We start from the raw sequence: 16,335 nt of genomic DNA on the forward strand, positions 1-16,335 counted from the left end.
GCTTTTAATATGAAAGAGGTCCTACAAAAAATGAATTCTTGAATAGAAATGGTCTGTTGGTTTCCAACACTTGTCCTTTTACAGAGATTATAACCTTTTTTTTCATTCTTCTTTTTCCGATAGTTCCTAAATTATAATCACTTACCGAAACTTCTACGTCTTCCATAAAAAGTCTCTTCTCATGCATTATAATGCCTTTTTTCAATGCGCTTACAATATATTCTTTCAGTTGATTATCGCTTTTCAGTAAATCAAAATCCAGCTCCCATATTTCTGTACCGAAGGTTTCATCAAACTTGCATTCTCCCAAAGCGGTAGTAGCCACGAGAAAAATCTGCTGACTGATAGAATTGTCGATAGAGATTTTATCGGCATCTTTTTTATGAATAATCCCTTCAAAATCCATCGGGATCTTATAATAAATTCCTTTCATCTGATTGATTATAAATAAATTGTTCTTTTAATATTTCCCTTATCATCGTATTCAAAATTCTTTGGAACTTCCTTACGACGAATAATCTGTAATTCTACTTTTGGTGTGAGTTTCAAAAATTTTTCTCTGTACAAAATATCTCCAATAAAGCTTTTGCCACCCTCTTTATCTACTACGATAAAATATTGGAAAACATCTTCCGGTTTTTTAAATTCATTAATATCTCCGGCATACAGCATGATGTTTTTATCTTCACTTTTCAAATAATAAATCAATTCATCATGTGATAATTTTCGATGTCTTGAAATATCAAACTTTTCAATACGTTCCAAAGTTGGCTCGTAAGGTATATTTTCGTACAGATACGATGTCTTGTCGAATTTTTTAAATCCCAAAAAAGAAAGAATACTTCTCTTGGTCTTAGTTTTTGTAAAACTTAAAGTGTCGCGGGTTACCTGATAAGATTCTGTTTCATTGGTTTTATCATCCGTAACCGTTAATTTATACGTCGGAATTTCAATTTCTTTGTCTCCGATTTTCAAATTAATTTTTCCTATTTCCTGATCCGAAATTACAATTGAAATGATATGCTTTCTTAATCCCGAATTGGTTCTCACAATAATTTCTCCATCACCTTTCGCAGCGGGTGCATGAGGATCTTTTGTAATTCCAAGACCAAGATTAAGTTCCGGAAGCGGGCTCATTTTTTTCTTCTTTTTTGTGTTTTTTAATTTTTACTTCATCTGTTTTTTTCACTTTGTAAGCTGCTAAACAATTCAATTGATTATCAATATCATAGTTTTGAGCTTCACTTACATACAGTTCATAATTTTTCTCGTAAGCATATATTTTAATCGAGGAAATTTCGTTTTCCTTTAATTTTAAATAATCTTTCTTACTCAATTGTTTGGCAAAATATCCTTCGCAGTTTAAGGCAAAATCATTCTTAAAAGTCACTACTTCACCCGATTTAAAGAAAATATCAAGCACTTTATCTTTTTCAATACAAACATTTTTATCCGCAATTTGTATATACATAAAGATTTTATCTTTTCTTTTTCCGAACTGCAAATTGGCATACACATATTCTACATTGTCTACGCGAAGCGATATCGCAGGTGTGCTTGCAAAATATTGATTATGTAGCTTTTGCTTAGTCTGAACAATTCCGCAGTCAAAATTCGCCGAATTTTCATAGGTATTGCCAGCCATCTGCTCCTGAGCCGTCATCAGTAAAGAGAAGCTTACGAAAAAAATGGTGAAAAATAATCTTAACCTCATCATAATTATTGAGCCTGATACAATTGTCTACATACTTCAAGATCGGTCTTCATCTTATCATATTCTGCCTTCAATGCGACGTTTATTTTGCTTAAACTATCCATTGTTGCCTGATTTCCGGAAAGATGCTTGATTTCTTTCTTTGCATCGATAAGATCTTTAAAAGTCATGATCGTATTATTATACATCACTTTATTTTTCAAAGTATCTTTAGGCAATTGCTTATACATATCTGCCAAAATCGACAATCCCAATTTTTCATTGAAAAAATCGTTCTGACCAGGAACACCAATAGAATCTACCGCAGATTTTACCTTTTCTAACTGAAAGGAAAATTTATCCTGGGTTTCCATTTCTTTTTTCATTTTGGCATTCTCGGTTTTCAGCAAACTATTTTCTTTAAAAGGGAAATAGGCATTAAAGAAAACTGCCGTTACCAACACGATAACCGTGATTAAAAAGAATAAAATGAAAAATGAAAAGGCTCTTGCTCTTTCTCTTTTATTAAGAACTTCCATATTTAGATTTGTGTTTTATAAGTTATTAATCTGCAAGAAAAGTTCTGCTTCGTTTTGCATGAATTACAGAATCTCTATCGTCTGTATTTTCTGATACAAAAATACTTCCGTCACGTTTTTTACCAATATAATCAAGACGGTTAAGCACCGAGAACAATTCTTCAAGCGTTTTCATAAATCTTGTGATCTTAGCAACAGCCATATCAATTTGATTATGATTGTATTCTGCATTAATGACCTCCGAAAAAATCGTTTCAAAATGCCCTTGACTTACGTTGCACCATTCAGCAAAATAATTCAATAACTCCTCTTTTCCCGCTCCGGATCTTGAATCAATAAAATTCTTCAACACTCTCGCCATCGCCACCACGGAAAGCAGCATCTGCGCAGGCGAAACATGAGGCGACATCCAACGAAATTTGTTGATTTCCAACCCCAAATAATTCAGTGTTTTGTCTGCGAGAGACTGCATCATCAACGCTAAAGCATTGGATTGCTTTTTCAGATGAATTTTTTGCTCAATCTGAACCGCATACAATTCAATCTGACCAAAAAAATTATCGATTTGACCGTACAAATCTCTCAACTTTTGATGCGCAGAAGCTGTAACACATGGCGGAATATAATTGTCATCAATCCTTGATTCTCCGGCATTCACCAAGATTTTACCTATGGTTAAATAGTTAATTCCGAAGCCTAACATATTTTTCAACTCCTTTTCCGGAACAAGATTCAGAGAATATTCCGGCTGGGTAAACGGATAACGCGGCGGATTTTCTTCCGGATCAGGCTCTCCAAAAGGTGTTCTTTTAAAGTGATTGACCGAAAGACAAGCCAACAGCGTCATGGTTTCGTTGTCTTTAATCTCGTAAGTCGCTTCCGGATAAGGAATCGATAAATTAATAGACTCCGAAGTTCCTTGCCCAATATCAATTCGTGATCCGCTGGGCGTGATGGCATGACATTCATCTACCCTTATTCTCAACAATTTATGATTATCAATAATAAGACTCATTTTAATGGAATCTTCCACAGGCAACAGCCCGTAATTAATCATTGAGGTATGCACTCCCACAGAATCTCTCACCGCATCGTTTACAAAATTCTGAACATCGATGAAGTGGTTTTTATTTATTTTCATCCCGTCTATCCAGTTGACTGGGAAATGGTTTAACTTTTCTATCATTGGATTGTTTTTTGTTTTATTTTTTTATTGAGGGTTATTTTTGTTTTATTTCTAAAAATCAAGCAAAATTATATAAGGTTAATGCAGATAGTAGAACCAATATTATTATCACAATTAAATTAGCAGTGCCTTGTTCATTTTTCTTCAAAACATACCATACGACGGTCTCCAAAACCATGTAAATAAGCCATATTCCATAAAAATACATACTCAGATAAAGTGCACCTAATGCACCGGAATGTTTATCCATTATTGACAATACAACAAAAAATAATATAATTGCTCCTATCAAAACTCCTAAGCGTATCATTATATTTTTTCCGACATCCATTTCTTCCTTTTTTTGAGGCAGTTCTTTTTCAGATTCTTTGATATCAAACATTTCATTAAATTTCATCACTTTGCTTTTTATAAAGTTTAATAAAAAATGGAAGTAAACCAGCATAAGATAACACGCTAAAAAAATCAAAAATTTGATAAAGAAAAGATGCTATAAATTCACGGTTTATAAATTCTAAAGCAAAAGCAATTATATAAATCAATATTTTGAAAATAATACTTATTATTGCTAATAATGTTGCTTGTTTCATTGTGTTTATTGTATTTTCTAGTTATTATTTAATCATTACTCCAAACTCCTTCTACTTTATATTTCTCTAAAGGAATTTCTTTATCACCACATTTTACCGAGACTTTCATATCATTATACTGAAAGGTGGGTTTTATAATAATATCCATTGGTTTTCCGGGATCATTCTTTTTAAAATCTCCGAAAACCTTTAACATTTCCTGATCGTTGAAGGTGATCTCGGTATTATATATTTTAAACATTGGTTCTGTTTTATAGGGAATTGCTTTTTCTACATATTGCCCTTTTGCAATCTCTTCAGGTTGTAAAAAAAAATCTTTTTCTCCATTATAGTAAGTAATAAAATTTGTCAAAATCACATCTTTGCCATCATAAGGTTTAAAAACAAAACGATAATTAAATCTTTCTCGATACTTATCCCAAAGACCATAAGAAATACCTCTTTCTTTAATCCTTTTTTGAATACTATCAGGAACAGCATATTTAAATCCTATATCAAAAAATTCCTGCTGACTTTCATCAGGATTAGGGTGAGGTATGAAATCATTCTTATCTACATAAACCACTTTCGCCTGAAGTCGACAAATCTCAACTCTGTTATGATTTCCTGATAGCCAAACCACAATAACTCCCCCTGGGGCAGCTCCTATAGTCAAAGTCTCATAAGTACCATGCACTGAATTATACAAATGATCTGCAACTAAGTCTGTTCCTTGTATTGTAAAACCTTTTCTGAACGCTTCCAGTATTTTAGTCGCTGGAAGATCAGCATCTACCGTATAGAATTTTTTTTCCGCATACGCTACATAGGTAAGATTAAGATGATATGGAATAGTACTTCCTCCTTGACCTGCCTCAGCTCCATCCACTATCCAACTTCCTGTTGTAAAACCCGCTTTAGGCATAGCACAGATAAATTGTTTTCTATCATCTTGTAACCAACCCTCATGTACTTCAATAGGATATCCTTTGGGAGCAGTTACTGTTACCCCATAATTATACTTTGTATTTTCTTGCTTTTCCATGACTTTATTTTTTTCGCATCCTTGTATCACTAGTATTAGCAGGACACACAGCCATTTTAACTTAGTGTACATTTCTTTTTCTTTTTCTTTTTCCGTTTTTAAAATTCGGATGATTCTTTCCAGACAGCCATGTTCCTTTAGCTTCTGCAGGAGATCCATACGTTGCATTCCAATGGAGATAATATAACCGAAGAAACTTCAATATTTCATTATTCTTTGTAATTTCTGCATCCAGTTTCGCCTGCTTTTCCATAAATCTTTTTTTATATTCAATAATATACTCTGCTGCATCATGACTTCCTTTTTCATACTTGAACAAGGGTTCCTTATAAATTTGCGGCTCTATAAACTGCAAAGGTTTCCCCCCTTCAAAGCTGTATTTTTTAAGGATAGCTTTTATAGTGTTTAAGAAATCTATATTCTTATATTTTATATTCGGAATATCATCTATAAAATTAGAAGTGAATGTATATTTATAAACATTTATAATATCGGATTCCTTTATAGGAACTCCTTTCCGTTCACAAAATTGTGCCATCAAATGAAGCGGAATATAACTATACTGATTACTAACTTTCTTTTTATAACCTTCCAATCTGTAAAAATTACCCGCTATTTGAGCAAGAATAATTCCTGACATATAAAAATGAACAGACATCTGATCTTCCTTAAACCATCCTTGTCTTACAATTTCTTTTTTCTCTATTTCTAGCTCATCTTTACTTCGGGAAACATTGATTCTATACGGATGGTTGCCGGCTCCTTCTTCATATGCTCCTCCGACATCACAGTGTACTCCGGGATATATTAATTCTACCCCTCTTTTTCTGCTTACAGACGAAATATCAGCAAGATCAAAGAAGGCTCTATGCTCATCGGCTGCTACCATATGCACCACATAATCGGCATTATTTACACTGTTCAATCCTAGGTCTTTAATATCATTCGTCTGAGTAGCTCCATGATGTGGTACTGTATCATAGATTCCGACAAATCTCACCTTTATTTTAGTACGTTCATCCAATAATTTAGCTTCCAACAAAAGCTGACCTAATACACCAAAAGGCGGTAATGTTTTATCAGCATAGGAATTAGGAAGCCTGTGTCCCTGCAAATCCCATACAGAAGGAAATCCTTGAGGACCATTATCATATGTTTTTTCAGGTTTGTATGCAGGATGAGTCACTACATGTACAAAGTGACGGGCTGCCGCTGCCCCACGGCTGAAACCAAATACATCAAATGTGATAGTATCCGGATACTCTCTTCCTTTATTTGTATTTGAATTTATCTTTTTGATTACATCTACTATACTTTTCCTTACTTTATCTATAATCCCTGCATTTCCCATCCCAAAAGCAGGTCCTTCCATTAGATCATCCCCTTTATAATCTTTTTGGGTTAATGTTCCTCCTTGTTCTTTAGGTGCGCTATGCGTTCCTACTCCTTCTGTATATATTTTAAATATAGAAGTGAAATCTGCTATATAATTCTTGTAAAGAATTGCAGGATTAGAGAGATCATTCTCATAACTACTTTCTCCATAATCTGGATCTCCATGCTTATAAATTTCTTTAAACTGATAGAGCTTCATACTCCTGTCTAGCCCGGTTGTATTTCTAGGAGCTGCCTTTTTAGGATCTATCATGCTATCCATTTTCTGCTTCATTTCGGTGTTGTACATATTGTTCAATGTACCATCTATGAAGACCCCAAAGGTAAAATTCAGTCCTTTTTTATTTTTCTTGGTACTTTCTACTTCTCCTATTTTCTGAGGTTTGTTCCCAAGATCTTGCTGTACAGTTTGCTTCAATTCATTTTTCACCTTCAGCTGAATCTTGTCTTCTATCTGATTTAGCTTATTATAATACTGTATCCTTGCATAATACTCATGAGTATCTTCGTCAACATAATCCATCTTGTTCAGCTTCTTTTGGTACAAAGCCATGTTTTGCAACTCCAGATAAGCATAACCGTTTTTGGTCACAGGCTGTGTGTATAAGCTTCCCATATCTCGAGAACTTTCTGCATGCCCGTCTGCATATTCATCCTCATAAATGGTTACCTTCAATCTATCTCCCTGCGGTATGTTCTGGGTTTTTACGACCAGAGTCACCTTATCCAGATACGCTACTTCACGGTTTCCTATTTCTTTTTTGTTAATATCCTGCCAATACAGTTTCAGCAGTTGGGGTTTTCCTATCAATGGCTGTATTTGGATAGAATATTCCACCAGCTTTCTGGTATCAGGATTTCTTACATATGCCACCAACTTTAGAGAAAGCGCTCCCAAATTAGTCCCAAACCTGAAAATACCTTTATCATTTTCCGCCAGTCTTCTACCTTTATAATATACTTCCCACAGAGCCACCTTCACCGGAGCTCCGGCATTGGTAACCATGGTATAGGTATACATTTCGTTGGTATAAGGTCTTATGTCTCCTAGTATTTTCATTATTTGTTATTTAAAGTGACACATAGTATTCATCATGAACATTTTCGTCTTCTTCAGCTAAAAAATCAAAGAAAGGACACAATTCTGCCAGCACATTCGGGTCTGCATTTTTCAGATTCTGAGCGGTCACCTCACATACCTGTCCGTGATCTATAATTTCTATACAGTCTTTGGCTCCCACAGGGCAGGTAGCTTTGCTGTCTTCTAACAAGACGTGCCCTTTATTATCTTCAATTGTTATTTTTTCATAATAGCCGCTCCATTCCGTTACCACTGCCTGACAGGGATTGTTGTTCATTTTAGCACAATTCCCGAAGGTATTTTTATCGAATGTTTTCCCGATATCTTTATGGGTGGCGGTCAGCTTTTTCTTTCCATCCTTATCATTGATGTAGCGTTTACTTTGAGTCTTCACCTTCAGCATATCCGGTGTAGTCCCAAAATTACATTTGCAGGTTGCGCCTTGGCAAACAAGATGTTTTTCGCTCATACTTTTCGTTTCAATTATTGTACGTCATTAATCAATTTTATTCCTCCGTTTCATAACATTCAAAAGAGATACTTTTATAGTTTCCTGCCTTATTAAGATCTATCGTTCCCCAAATGCTTGAAATACTATTATCCATAGCATTCAGCATATAGGTAAAATCCAGATTGCCTGATATTTTTTCATGTTCTGTTTTCTCTTCATTTTCAGCATCTATGTGCTTTCCTTTTACGGAAATCTTAAATTTCCCTTCTTCTGTTACCTCTTCATAGATGGTCATTTTAATATCATACCCTATCTGTTGCTGTTTCGGAAAAACAGGAATTGCTGTTTTAAACGAATAGGTATGATCTTCTTCAAACTTTTCATACAGAGGAAAAAAATACAATACAAAGAACAGACTGTCTAAAATTCCGCGCTGCGTTTTCCCTCGGAATTCTAATTGCTGATCCAGGTTTTCAATCAATTTTTCTACTATTTCACCTTTATAATAAGAGGTAAGCTTTTTCTTTTTTATTTTCCATCTGTTCTGTATCTCAGAAAAATTATCTAGATGCTTCAATCTTCCGCTTTCATAGAGTTCCAAGTGCATCGGATAAAAAATACTTCCCACCTCATCTGCTATTCTTTCCATCACTAAATCGGGTCTTTTTTGATTAAGATACACCGACCTTCTCATCAGCATTAATTTAGAACGCTCACTTTTTTTCACATTCATGCTATAATGCATCTGCTGCTTTTCACCTCCATTATTTTGTACCGTTTGTACAATGCCATATATTCTTTCAAATTTTTTACTATTGTCCAGCACATTTGGCGTTCTGTAATACGGTTTATTTTGTTTCTTATTTCTAAAATATCCCGTTTCAGTATCCGGAACCGGAATGTAAATAATCTCTACATGCGGCTGTATATCAGGATCTATAAGATCTCCCACCGGGCAATATTTATTATGAAACCATCTCAATTCTGCAGGATCCAGCTTGAAATGTTCTGCAAGTTCACCTAAGGTGACTTTCCCCATGGGTATCCTGCATGTTTTATAATTAAGGCTCATAATGAACATCTTCTGTTATCACCTCTTTTTCATCCTTTGCCTTTTCCTTAGATTTTTGAGTATTTGTCCCATCTTTTTCCTTTGTATATTCATAATCTGCATCGTTTTTATCTCTGCTTTTATCCTGCCCCATCACCTGCTCGGTACGCATACAGAAAATCACGCTATTTTCTTCAATTCCATTCATATAAAGAGTAAGTTCCGGATCGATATATTTTGTACTTTCATACCATTTAGGCTGAAGGAAAAAGACCCAGTTGAACAAGCCGTTTTCGTCTTTAATCTGAATTTCATCATCCGGATGCTTATCGTTATAATCCATAATGAAGTTGTAAAAGAGTCGGCCAAAATCTATTCGGGTAGGCCCTTTAGCCCGATAAACCCCATATTTAGTCGCATTTTTATCTTTATCCATCATATAGGTAAGCAGTACCGTATTTCTCCATTCATGCTCTTCCAGTCCTGAATCCTGCTCGTAATCATCAGGAAACTTCCATGTTTTATAAATTTTCGGCGGAATGGCCATCGCTTTAGTAAATGTATCATTCAGAAACGTCGGAATAAAGAATATGATGTAATGCCCCAACATCAGAAACATAAAATCTACTCCGTTTAAAAATGTATAAATTAACATAAACGGAATCACAGAATATGTTATCGTCAATAAGGCAAACAAATATTCTTTTCCTGAATTATTATCTCCGAATTTGTTGAAATAAGAACGGTACATTATGCAATGGATAATGCCCATCAACAATGAACTTATCTGATAAAAAATAAATTCATACAAATTATTATCAAGGAACAATTTATTATATCCTAAAAAGGCAATCACGGAATAAACAAATGCCATAGAGAAACAATAGATATAAAATTTCGCTTTATACTTTTGCTTAAACTCGGAGGTCTTTTGAGAGAAAATCATGGTAAGGATGATGATAATCGCCAAAAGAATCACACTCGCAGCCAAAACCTGCGGTTCTAAAAGGTTGATAAAATATTTTTTCAATTGCATCATATTCTTGTGTTATATCCTAAAACTGAACTTTCTTCATTGGTAAATTCAAATTTTTGTTTTTCTTCGGGTAAAAGAATCACTGTATCTATTTCTACTTCTATGGGGAAAAAGTATTCGTAAAACAGATCCAGGAACTTTTTCTTTTTACCGTCATGGATATAATCAACAAAATTTGAGTTTTTCAATGGTCCTATTTGTATATTAAAATGACTGGAATAATCATCATAGCTGTTTCCGGTAATAAAATCCAGCCCCAGCCTGCTGTCTCCCAATATTATGCTTTCATCTTTATCGGTATATTTTTGATGGGTTTTATTATTTACCACCACCTCTTCCTCCAGAAGATTGGCCAAAATTTCACAAGCCAACGGTATGTCTCCCACAATTTTATAAGCGAAAGGCAATACCCGTATAAATTTAGAGATCAACATTTTAGGAAAATCTTTGCTTATTCCCCAAAAGTCATAAAACATATCGGCTGCCAAAGCGCCATTTAAATCTGATAGAAACTGTCTTTCAAACCCTTCAATCGCAACGCCGTACGTGAAAATTTCATTTTCAAAAGGCTGAAAAAAAATTCGCGCTCCTTTCTGTTGCTTCTTCTGGTTTCGATGCTCGCGAATCATAACATCCACATCTTTCTGAGGAGTATCATTTCTTACATTATGTACCAAACCTTCCGGTAGCATATCATAAAGGCTATCTCTCGAAAGTGCAATTTCTAAAACCTGTGTCGCATCAAAATCATAATCTGTAATCTCCGCATCCAGAATGTCAAATCGATACGCTCTGGAAAACTGCCCGTCTTTAGAAACCACATATTCCGCCTCAGAAATATCTTTATTTTTCAGCAAATCATTGATAACAACCTCTGCACGAATATCATGTTTTAAAGAAGTGATATGACGCGCCAGATCTGTAAGCCTTTCCATAATTAATTATTTGTAGGTTTCAATCTTCCTGCTGCCACATATCTCAACTGAAAATATTCATCATTGAAATTGTAAATATTCAAACCATCTGCAGTACACGCCAAAATACGGTCGTTGTGCAGATAAATTCCGACATCTGAAATCGGACGATACTTGTCATACCTGAAAAAAAGTATATCTCCTTCGCGTAAAAATGTTCTTCCCGTAAAAAGCTGAATAGATTTTGATCTGAAAATACCATCCGGCGTTTTCGGAAAAGTAACTTTAAATACATCACTGTATAATGCCTGCACAAAATATGAACAGTCTACGCCTACTTTTTCTTCTAATTTTTGAGACTTATAAGGTGTTCCCAACCATTGATCGATATATCCGTAAAATTGATAATTATTAATTTCTTTAGGCATAACTTTCAGAATTATAGAATATTTTTCTTTAATTCTTAATTGTTCATCACTTAAATTCTCTTTATTATCATCAACAATATAATAATTTTCACCAATCCCTTTCTGAGCATGCGAATTATCATCTAATTGATCAGACGGATAGTTGTATGGAATATCTAAAATGTATTTCTTGCTGTTACATGAAACTGTAAAAGTGAGTAGTAAAAAAACTACAGGTAAAGTAGTGTTATTAGTTAAATATTTCATCATCGGTGTGTATTGGACAAATTTATAAAAAAAATTTAATATCAATCACTTTTTGTTGAAATATTTTTATTTATATTTGTAAATTCACAAAAAGCACAATGAAAAAAACTACCTCAAACCTAGTGGACAACAGAGTATTAGTAAGCTTAGGAGTCCTTTTATTAATCAGTTTACTTTTCCTTTTATACCAATTTACCCGCCATGTCGATTGCGAGAACGCCAATTTTGTAGTTCATTCCGACGATTACATGATCAATAATGTGGTGGAATATTATGATAATACTCCGGGTGCTAAATCTTGGCAATGGGATTTTGGCGACAGCACAGCTATAGATGTACGTCAGAGAACGATGCACACGTATAAAAAGCCTGGCGAATATTTAGTAAAACTTAAAATCAACGGAAACTGTGTTCATGAAAAAATGATCACGATTTCCAGTATCAGCCAACAAGTTGGTTATCTTCCGACGATTATCAGCCCGAATGTTGTTACCGTAGGAGAAACCATTTCTTTTAATGCAGAAAAAGAAGGCGGCGAATCTTGGGAATGGAGCTTTGGCGAAACTACAAGAACCGATGCTTTAGGAAAAAGCCCTTCATATGTTTTTAAATCTGTTGGTGATAAAAAAATTACCCTTATCGTGAATGGTGATGTAGAACATACGGCTGTAAAAACCATTTATGTAGCTCCAAAAACCATTACTGCTAAACAAAAAATTGATATCAAATCTTACGAATTTGAAAAACCGCATACCGCTTTCTCGCTCCCAATGGGCAGTGCACAGAAAGACCCGTTGGTAGATATGATGCAATATATTCCGGTTTCTCCTAAATCGGTTTCGAAAACAGATTCTGTGATTGCCGAGAAAAAAGCACCTGAAATTTCGAACGAACAGTTTAAATTACTTCTAAATCAAGTCGCCGCAGAAGCAAAAACAAAAGATGATTTTAAAGATTATGTATGTGGAAAATTTGATATTCCGGTGGTTGCCAATGATAAAAAACTGATTCCGTTCGATCAATTCTGTCAATCTATTGCAGGCAAAAAGATAAAAATTACGGCTATCAGAATTAATAAGGATAAGAAAAACTGTATACAGAATATCAATATTCAATACAAAGTAAAAAAACTAATGATCTGGGTTAAAGAATAAAACACACCAAAATGATGAATCAACAGGAAATTATTTACAATCAAGAAGTCACAAAAGCTCTTGAAATTGCTCAAAAACTGGGTAGGCAAAATCTTAACTCCACTTTTACGGGAGCCCATCTTTTAAAAGCAATGCTCAATAGAGACTTATCTCTTTTGAAGCAACTGGAAAACTTAGGAATCGATGTTTTTTATCTCGAAGAATGGGCTGAAGTTCGAATTGATGACTCACCAAAATCTCCCAATACATTTTCTTGCGAACCAGATGAAATCATTGATGAAATTTTCGCTGAAGCAGATTCTGTACGAGAAATTTTAGGATTGGAAGATATTACACTTTTCACATTAATGGTGGCGATAAGCTCTCCCGGAGTCGCATTTTCGTTTGATCAGATGAAAACTTTTCCCGTGACAAGAAATGATCTATTAAAAGATGTTTCTAATCCTTCAAATAATATTAGTTCAGCAAATACAACGTTTCAACCGAAGACTAACAAGGGATTTATTCAAAAATATTGTATTAATAAAAACGAAGAAGTAAAAAAGAAAAACAAAAAAGAACTATTAGTAGGACGCGATGTTGAAATTAATAAAATAACTGAAATATTATCCCGATACAGTAAGCAAAATGTTTTAATCATTGGTGAACACGGTATTGGTAAAACAGCTTTAATAGAAGGTTTTGTTCAAAAAATACTATTAAAACAAATTCCGGATGAGCTTTTAGGATTAGAAATTTTTGAACTAAATATGGGGGCTTTAATCGCAGGTGCTTCTTATAAAGGCGAAATTGAAGACCGAATAAAAAATATTGCTCAGGAACTGAAATCTATTCCCAAATCTTTATTAATTATAGAAGAAATTTCATCTCTTTTAGGAAGTCAAAATTCAGATTCTGGAGTTACCAATCTTTTGAAAAGTGAACTCGCAAACGGCTTAACCGTCATTTCAACAACAACGATCGAAGAATACAGCAAAAAAATTGAGAAAGAACCAGGTTTTGCAAGTATGTTTGAATTGATAAAAATGGAAGAATCTACGGATGAAATTCATTTTAGAATGCTTAAACAAACTCTAGTTGACTATCAAAATCATCATAAAATAAACATTGATGATCAGGCGATAAAAGAGGCTATTCGCCTTTCTCAGCGTTATATGAAGGAGAAAAGTTTGCCCGCTTCTGCTATCGATTTGATAGATCATACAATGGCTGTCGTAAAAACTGCAGGTGAATCTTTCATTAAGGAGAAAAATCATCTTTTAACGAAAATTATTCACCTAGAAGATAATGTCAATAATCTTTCGCAAGAAAATAGAAAAATGCAGGCAGAATGGTTACTGAAAGATTTAGTTGAAAAAACAAAATATCTTATCAGTACTTCCGAAGAAGCTGAAGAAAAAGAAATTCCTGACTTTGAAAATACCGAAAAACTTTTAACTTTTTCGAGAAATTTAATTGAAAAAACAGAAAGAATAGCTCAGGATAAAAGAACACATATCACAGATCTTGATTTAGCCTTAATTATTTCCCAAAAAACAAATATCCCTATTGGAAAGTTGAAAGAAGAGGAAAAACAGCGACTTAATGAAATGGAAGATATTTTGAGCCGTCGTGTTGTAGGGCAAGATCATGCGATAAAAATTGTGTCTGAAGCCGTTTTAGAAACGCGATCCGGGTTGAGTAAAGCCGGACAACCCATTGGCTCATTTTTCTTTTTAGGTCCCACCGGAACTGGAAAAACAGAATTGGCGAAATCTTTGGCTGAGTTTTTATTTCAGGACGAAAATGCCATTATCAGATTTGATATGTCTGAGTTTAAAGAAGAACATTCTGCGGCGCTTTTGTATGGTGCTCCTCCGGGATATGTGGGGTATGAAGAAGGTGGATTGTTGGTAAATAAAATCAGGCAAAAGCCCTACTCTATTGTTTTATTTGATGAAATTGAAAAAGCTCATGCTTCTGTTTTTGATGTCTTTCTTCAGATTATGGATGAAGGAAAATTGCACGACAGATTAGGAAAAGAAGGCGATTTTTCAAACGCTATCATTCTTTTCACTTCCAATATTGGTTCGGAATTTATTGTTGAATCTTTTGGCAATGGTGAAATTCCGCAATCATCGAAACTATTGGAAATGATGAGCCGATTTTTCAGACCTGAATTTTTAGGAAGATTAACGGAAACCATACCATTTGCACCAATAAGTAAAGATAATGCGCTGAAAATATTTGAAATTCACTTGAAAAAAGAATTGCTTGATTTGGTTAAAAATATAAACATTGATCTTGAAATCAGCCAAAAAGCTAAAGAATTTTTATCCGTAGAAGGATATGATATAAAATACGGCGCCAGACCATTGAAGGGCGTTATAAGAGGCAGATTAAGAAGACCTCTTGCTAAAAAAATTGTTTCGGGAGACTTTAATGAAGGAGATAAAATTTTTGTTGATCTGAAAGATGATGAATTAGTCTGGACGAAGCAATAATGTCAATTAATTTTAGGTAAAAAATCCCAGCCACAAAGGCTGGGATTATTGTTTGAAAGATAAGCTAACAAAATTTTCAAACAATATAATATAGTTATATGAATGTATGGTGTATTATTTTAGTTACAAATGGTTAAAAAGCTATGATTTTTCATGTGTAATTTAATTTTTGTTTCAGATTTTAAAGTACTGAATATGCTGTTTTCAAAAGCTTGAACAGCTTTCAACTTTTGATCGATGAAATCTGCAATTTTTACCACAGAAAAATGAAAGTTTCTATATAAAGATATATCTACCGTACAGCCATAACAAGGCAAAAAGGCTTTCAGGAAAGGAATTGTCTTTTGATGTTCGTCATAGTTTAAACAATATCCTGTTTGTTCTTTTGTCGTAATAATTTCATAGTGATTGATATAATCCTGCACATTTTCTTTTGATTTATCTAAACCTTTTTTCTGAAAATAGGCGTTAATTTTGTCCAAAACATGCTGCGCATATTCCATCATAGTGATTGTTTTCAATTCTGAAATATTATTGATACCTGGCTTTAGCGCTTTGGTTTGCTTTCCGTTTTCATAATCTACACAAAAGGAGATTCCAAAATTATCGAAGTAAGGAAAAAAACAATTTTTAACCTTGATCACGGCATCAGTCTGCAGCTTATTTTCTGAAAAGTTATAGCAAAGATAAGGTCGGTACAGCTCTGCCTGATTTTTCAGGAAGTCGATTTCACTGGCGTTATCGTAATGTTCAAACCACTTTTCAAGATTATCATAATAGTCTTTTTCAAATTTCCTGAAACTGATATAAAATGGTAATTCCATAGCTTTGATGTTTTAATATGACAAAGCTAATTGGGTGATGCGACAAAACTTGACGTGTTTAAATTATTTTCTTTTGACTTGAATCAAAAGAAACAAAAATTGAAGACCTGGATTTAAAAGCTAAAAATAAATTTTGTTCTCTAAAAATTCTAAAACTTGCGCGAATTCTCGATTAGTACTTCGGTTCAGATATTCTCTCGCGCTTCAAACACTAGAATTTTTTTTAAGCTCACAAAGTTT

Annotated in this window: 17 protein-coding genes; 2 read left to right on the plus strand and 15 right to left on the minus strand. The window is 34.0% G+C overall.

Annotation, left to right across the window (positions count from 1 at the left end):
* Positions 1-4 precede the first annotated feature (4 nt).
* The 14 genes from ABEG63_RS07365 to ABEG63_RS07430 form a co-directional block, all read right to left on the minus strand.
* The gene (locus tag ABEG63_RS07365) at positions 5-433 is read right to left on the minus strand and encodes a GPW/gp25 family protein (RefSeq protein WP_346583976.1); all 429 of its coding nucleotides are present in this window, start codon (positions 431-433) and stop codon (positions 5-7) included.
* An 8-nt stretch (positions 434-441) separates the two neighbouring features.
* Positions 442-1,137: a hypothetical protein gene (locus ABEG63_RS07370; protein WP_346583977.1), complete on the minus strand. Its 696-nt coding sequence runs from the start codon at positions 1,135-1,137 to the stop codon at positions 442-444.
* The gene (locus tag ABEG63_RS07375) at positions 1,115-1,717 is read right to left on the minus strand and encodes a hypothetical protein (RefSeq protein WP_346583978.1); all 603 of its coding nucleotides are present in this window, start codon (positions 1,715-1,717) and stop codon (positions 1,115-1,117) included. The genes ABEG63_RS07370 and ABEG63_RS07375 overlap by 23 nt, the downstream gene beginning before the upstream one ends.
* A 2-nt stretch (positions 1,718-1,719) precedes the next feature.
* The gene (gene tssO, locus ABEG63_RS07380; protein ID WP_267403905.1) at positions 1,720-2,232 is read right to left on the minus strand and encodes a type VI secretion system TssO; all 513 of its coding nucleotides are present in this window, start codon (positions 2,230-2,232) and stop codon (positions 1,720-1,722) included.
* Between the two features lie 25 nt (positions 2,233-2,257).
* The gene (locus ABEG63_RS07385) at positions 2,258-3,418 is read right to left on the minus strand and encodes a hypothetical protein (protein WP_346583979.1); all 1,161 of its coding nucleotides are present in this window, start codon (positions 3,416-3,418) and stop codon (positions 2,258-2,260) included.
* Between the two features lie 58 nt (positions 3,419-3,476).
* Positions 3,477-3,815 (minus strand): hypothetical protein, encoded by a 339-nt coding sequence (locus ABEG63_RS07390; RefSeq protein WP_346583980.1) that lies wholly within the window; start codon positions 3,813-3,815, stop codon positions 3,477-3,479.
* Positions 3,805-4,008, minus strand: a complete 204-nt coding sequence (locus ABEG63_RS07395) for a hypothetical protein (RefSeq protein WP_346583981.1) — start codon at positions 4,006-4,008, stop codon at positions 3,805-3,807. The genes ABEG63_RS07390 and ABEG63_RS07395 overlap by 11 nt, the downstream gene beginning before the upstream one ends.
* A 28-nt stretch (positions 4,009-4,036) precedes the next feature.
* On the minus strand, positions 4,037-5,032 hold the full coding sequence (locus tag ABEG63_RS07400; protein ID WP_346583982.1) for a DUF2931 family protein: 996 nt from the start codon (positions 5,030-5,032) through the stop codon (positions 4,037-4,039).
* A 61-nt stretch (positions 5,033-5,093) separates the two neighbouring features.
* Positions 5,094-7,487: a DUF2235 domain-containing protein gene (locus tag ABEG63_RS07405; protein ID WP_346583983.1), complete on the minus strand. Its 2,394-nt coding sequence runs from the start codon at positions 7,485-7,487 to the stop codon at positions 5,094-5,096.
* Between the two features lie 10 nt (positions 7,488-7,497).
* Positions 7,498-7,977 carry a DUF4280 domain-containing protein gene (locus tag ABEG63_RS07410; protein WP_346583984.1) on the minus strand — a complete coding sequence of 160 codons (480 nt, stop codon included), beginning with the start codon at positions 7,975-7,977 and terminating at the stop codon, positions 7,498-7,500.
* Between the two features lie 37 nt (positions 7,978-8,014).
* Positions 8,015-8,998, minus strand: coding sequence for a hypothetical protein (locus tag ABEG63_RS07415; protein WP_346583985.1), 984 nt, complete (start codon positions 8,996-8,998; stop codon positions 8,015-8,017).
* A 22-nt stretch (positions 8,999-9,020) separates the two neighbouring features.
* A complete protein-coding gene (locus ABEG63_RS07420; RefSeq protein ID WP_346583986.1) occupies positions 9,021-10,049 on the minus strand; it encodes a TssN family type VI secretion system protein in 1,029 nt (342 codons plus the stop codon).
* Positions 10,046-10,981, minus strand: coding sequence for a type VI secretion system baseplate subunit TssG (locus ABEG63_RS07425; protein WP_346583987.1), 936 nt, complete (start codon positions 10,979-10,981; stop codon positions 10,046-10,048). Before ABEG63_RS07425 ends, ABEG63_RS07420 begins: the two co-directional genes overlap by 4 nt.
* 2 nt (positions 10,982-10,983) lie before the next feature.
* The gene (locus ABEG63_RS07430; protein ID WP_346583988.1) at positions 10,984-11,637 is read right to left on the minus strand and encodes an NlpC/P60 family protein; all 654 of its coding nucleotides are present in this window, start codon (positions 11,635-11,637) and stop codon (positions 10,984-10,986) included.
* Between the two features lie 95 nt (positions 11,638-11,732).
* Between ABEG63_RS07430 and ABEG63_RS07435 the strand changes: the two genes are divergently transcribed.
* Together ABEG63_RS07435 and ABEG63_RS07440 are read left to right on the plus strand one after the other, a co-directional pair.
* Complete coding sequence (locus ABEG63_RS07435) at positions 11,733-12,788, plus strand: PKD domain-containing protein (protein ID WP_346583989.1); 1,056 nt, start codon at positions 11,733-11,735, stop codon at positions 12,786-12,788.
* Between the two features lie 14 nt (positions 12,789-12,802).
* Positions 12,803-15,271 carry an ATP-dependent Clp protease ATP-binding subunit gene (locus tag ABEG63_RS07440; RefSeq protein ID WP_346584073.1) on the plus strand — a complete coding sequence of 823 codons (2,469 nt, stop codon included), beginning with the start codon at positions 12,803-12,805 and terminating at the stop codon, positions 15,269-15,271.
* Positions 15,272-15,390: 119 nt separating this feature from the next.
* Here the strand turns inward: ABEG63_RS07440 and ABEG63_RS07445 are convergent, their stop codons facing one another.
* Positions 15,391-16,095 (minus strand): hypothetical protein, encoded by a 705-nt coding sequence (locus ABEG63_RS07445; RefSeq protein ID WP_346583990.1) that lies wholly within the window; start codon positions 16,093-16,095, stop codon positions 15,391-15,393.
* Between the last annotated feature and the right edge of the window lie 240 nt (positions 16,096-16,335).

Source organism: Chryseobacterium sp. C39-AII1, from assembly GCF_039672645.1.
In the GTDB taxonomy this organism is placed as follows: Bacteria; Bacteroidota; Bacteroidia; order Flavobacteriales; family Weeksellaceae; genus Chryseobacterium.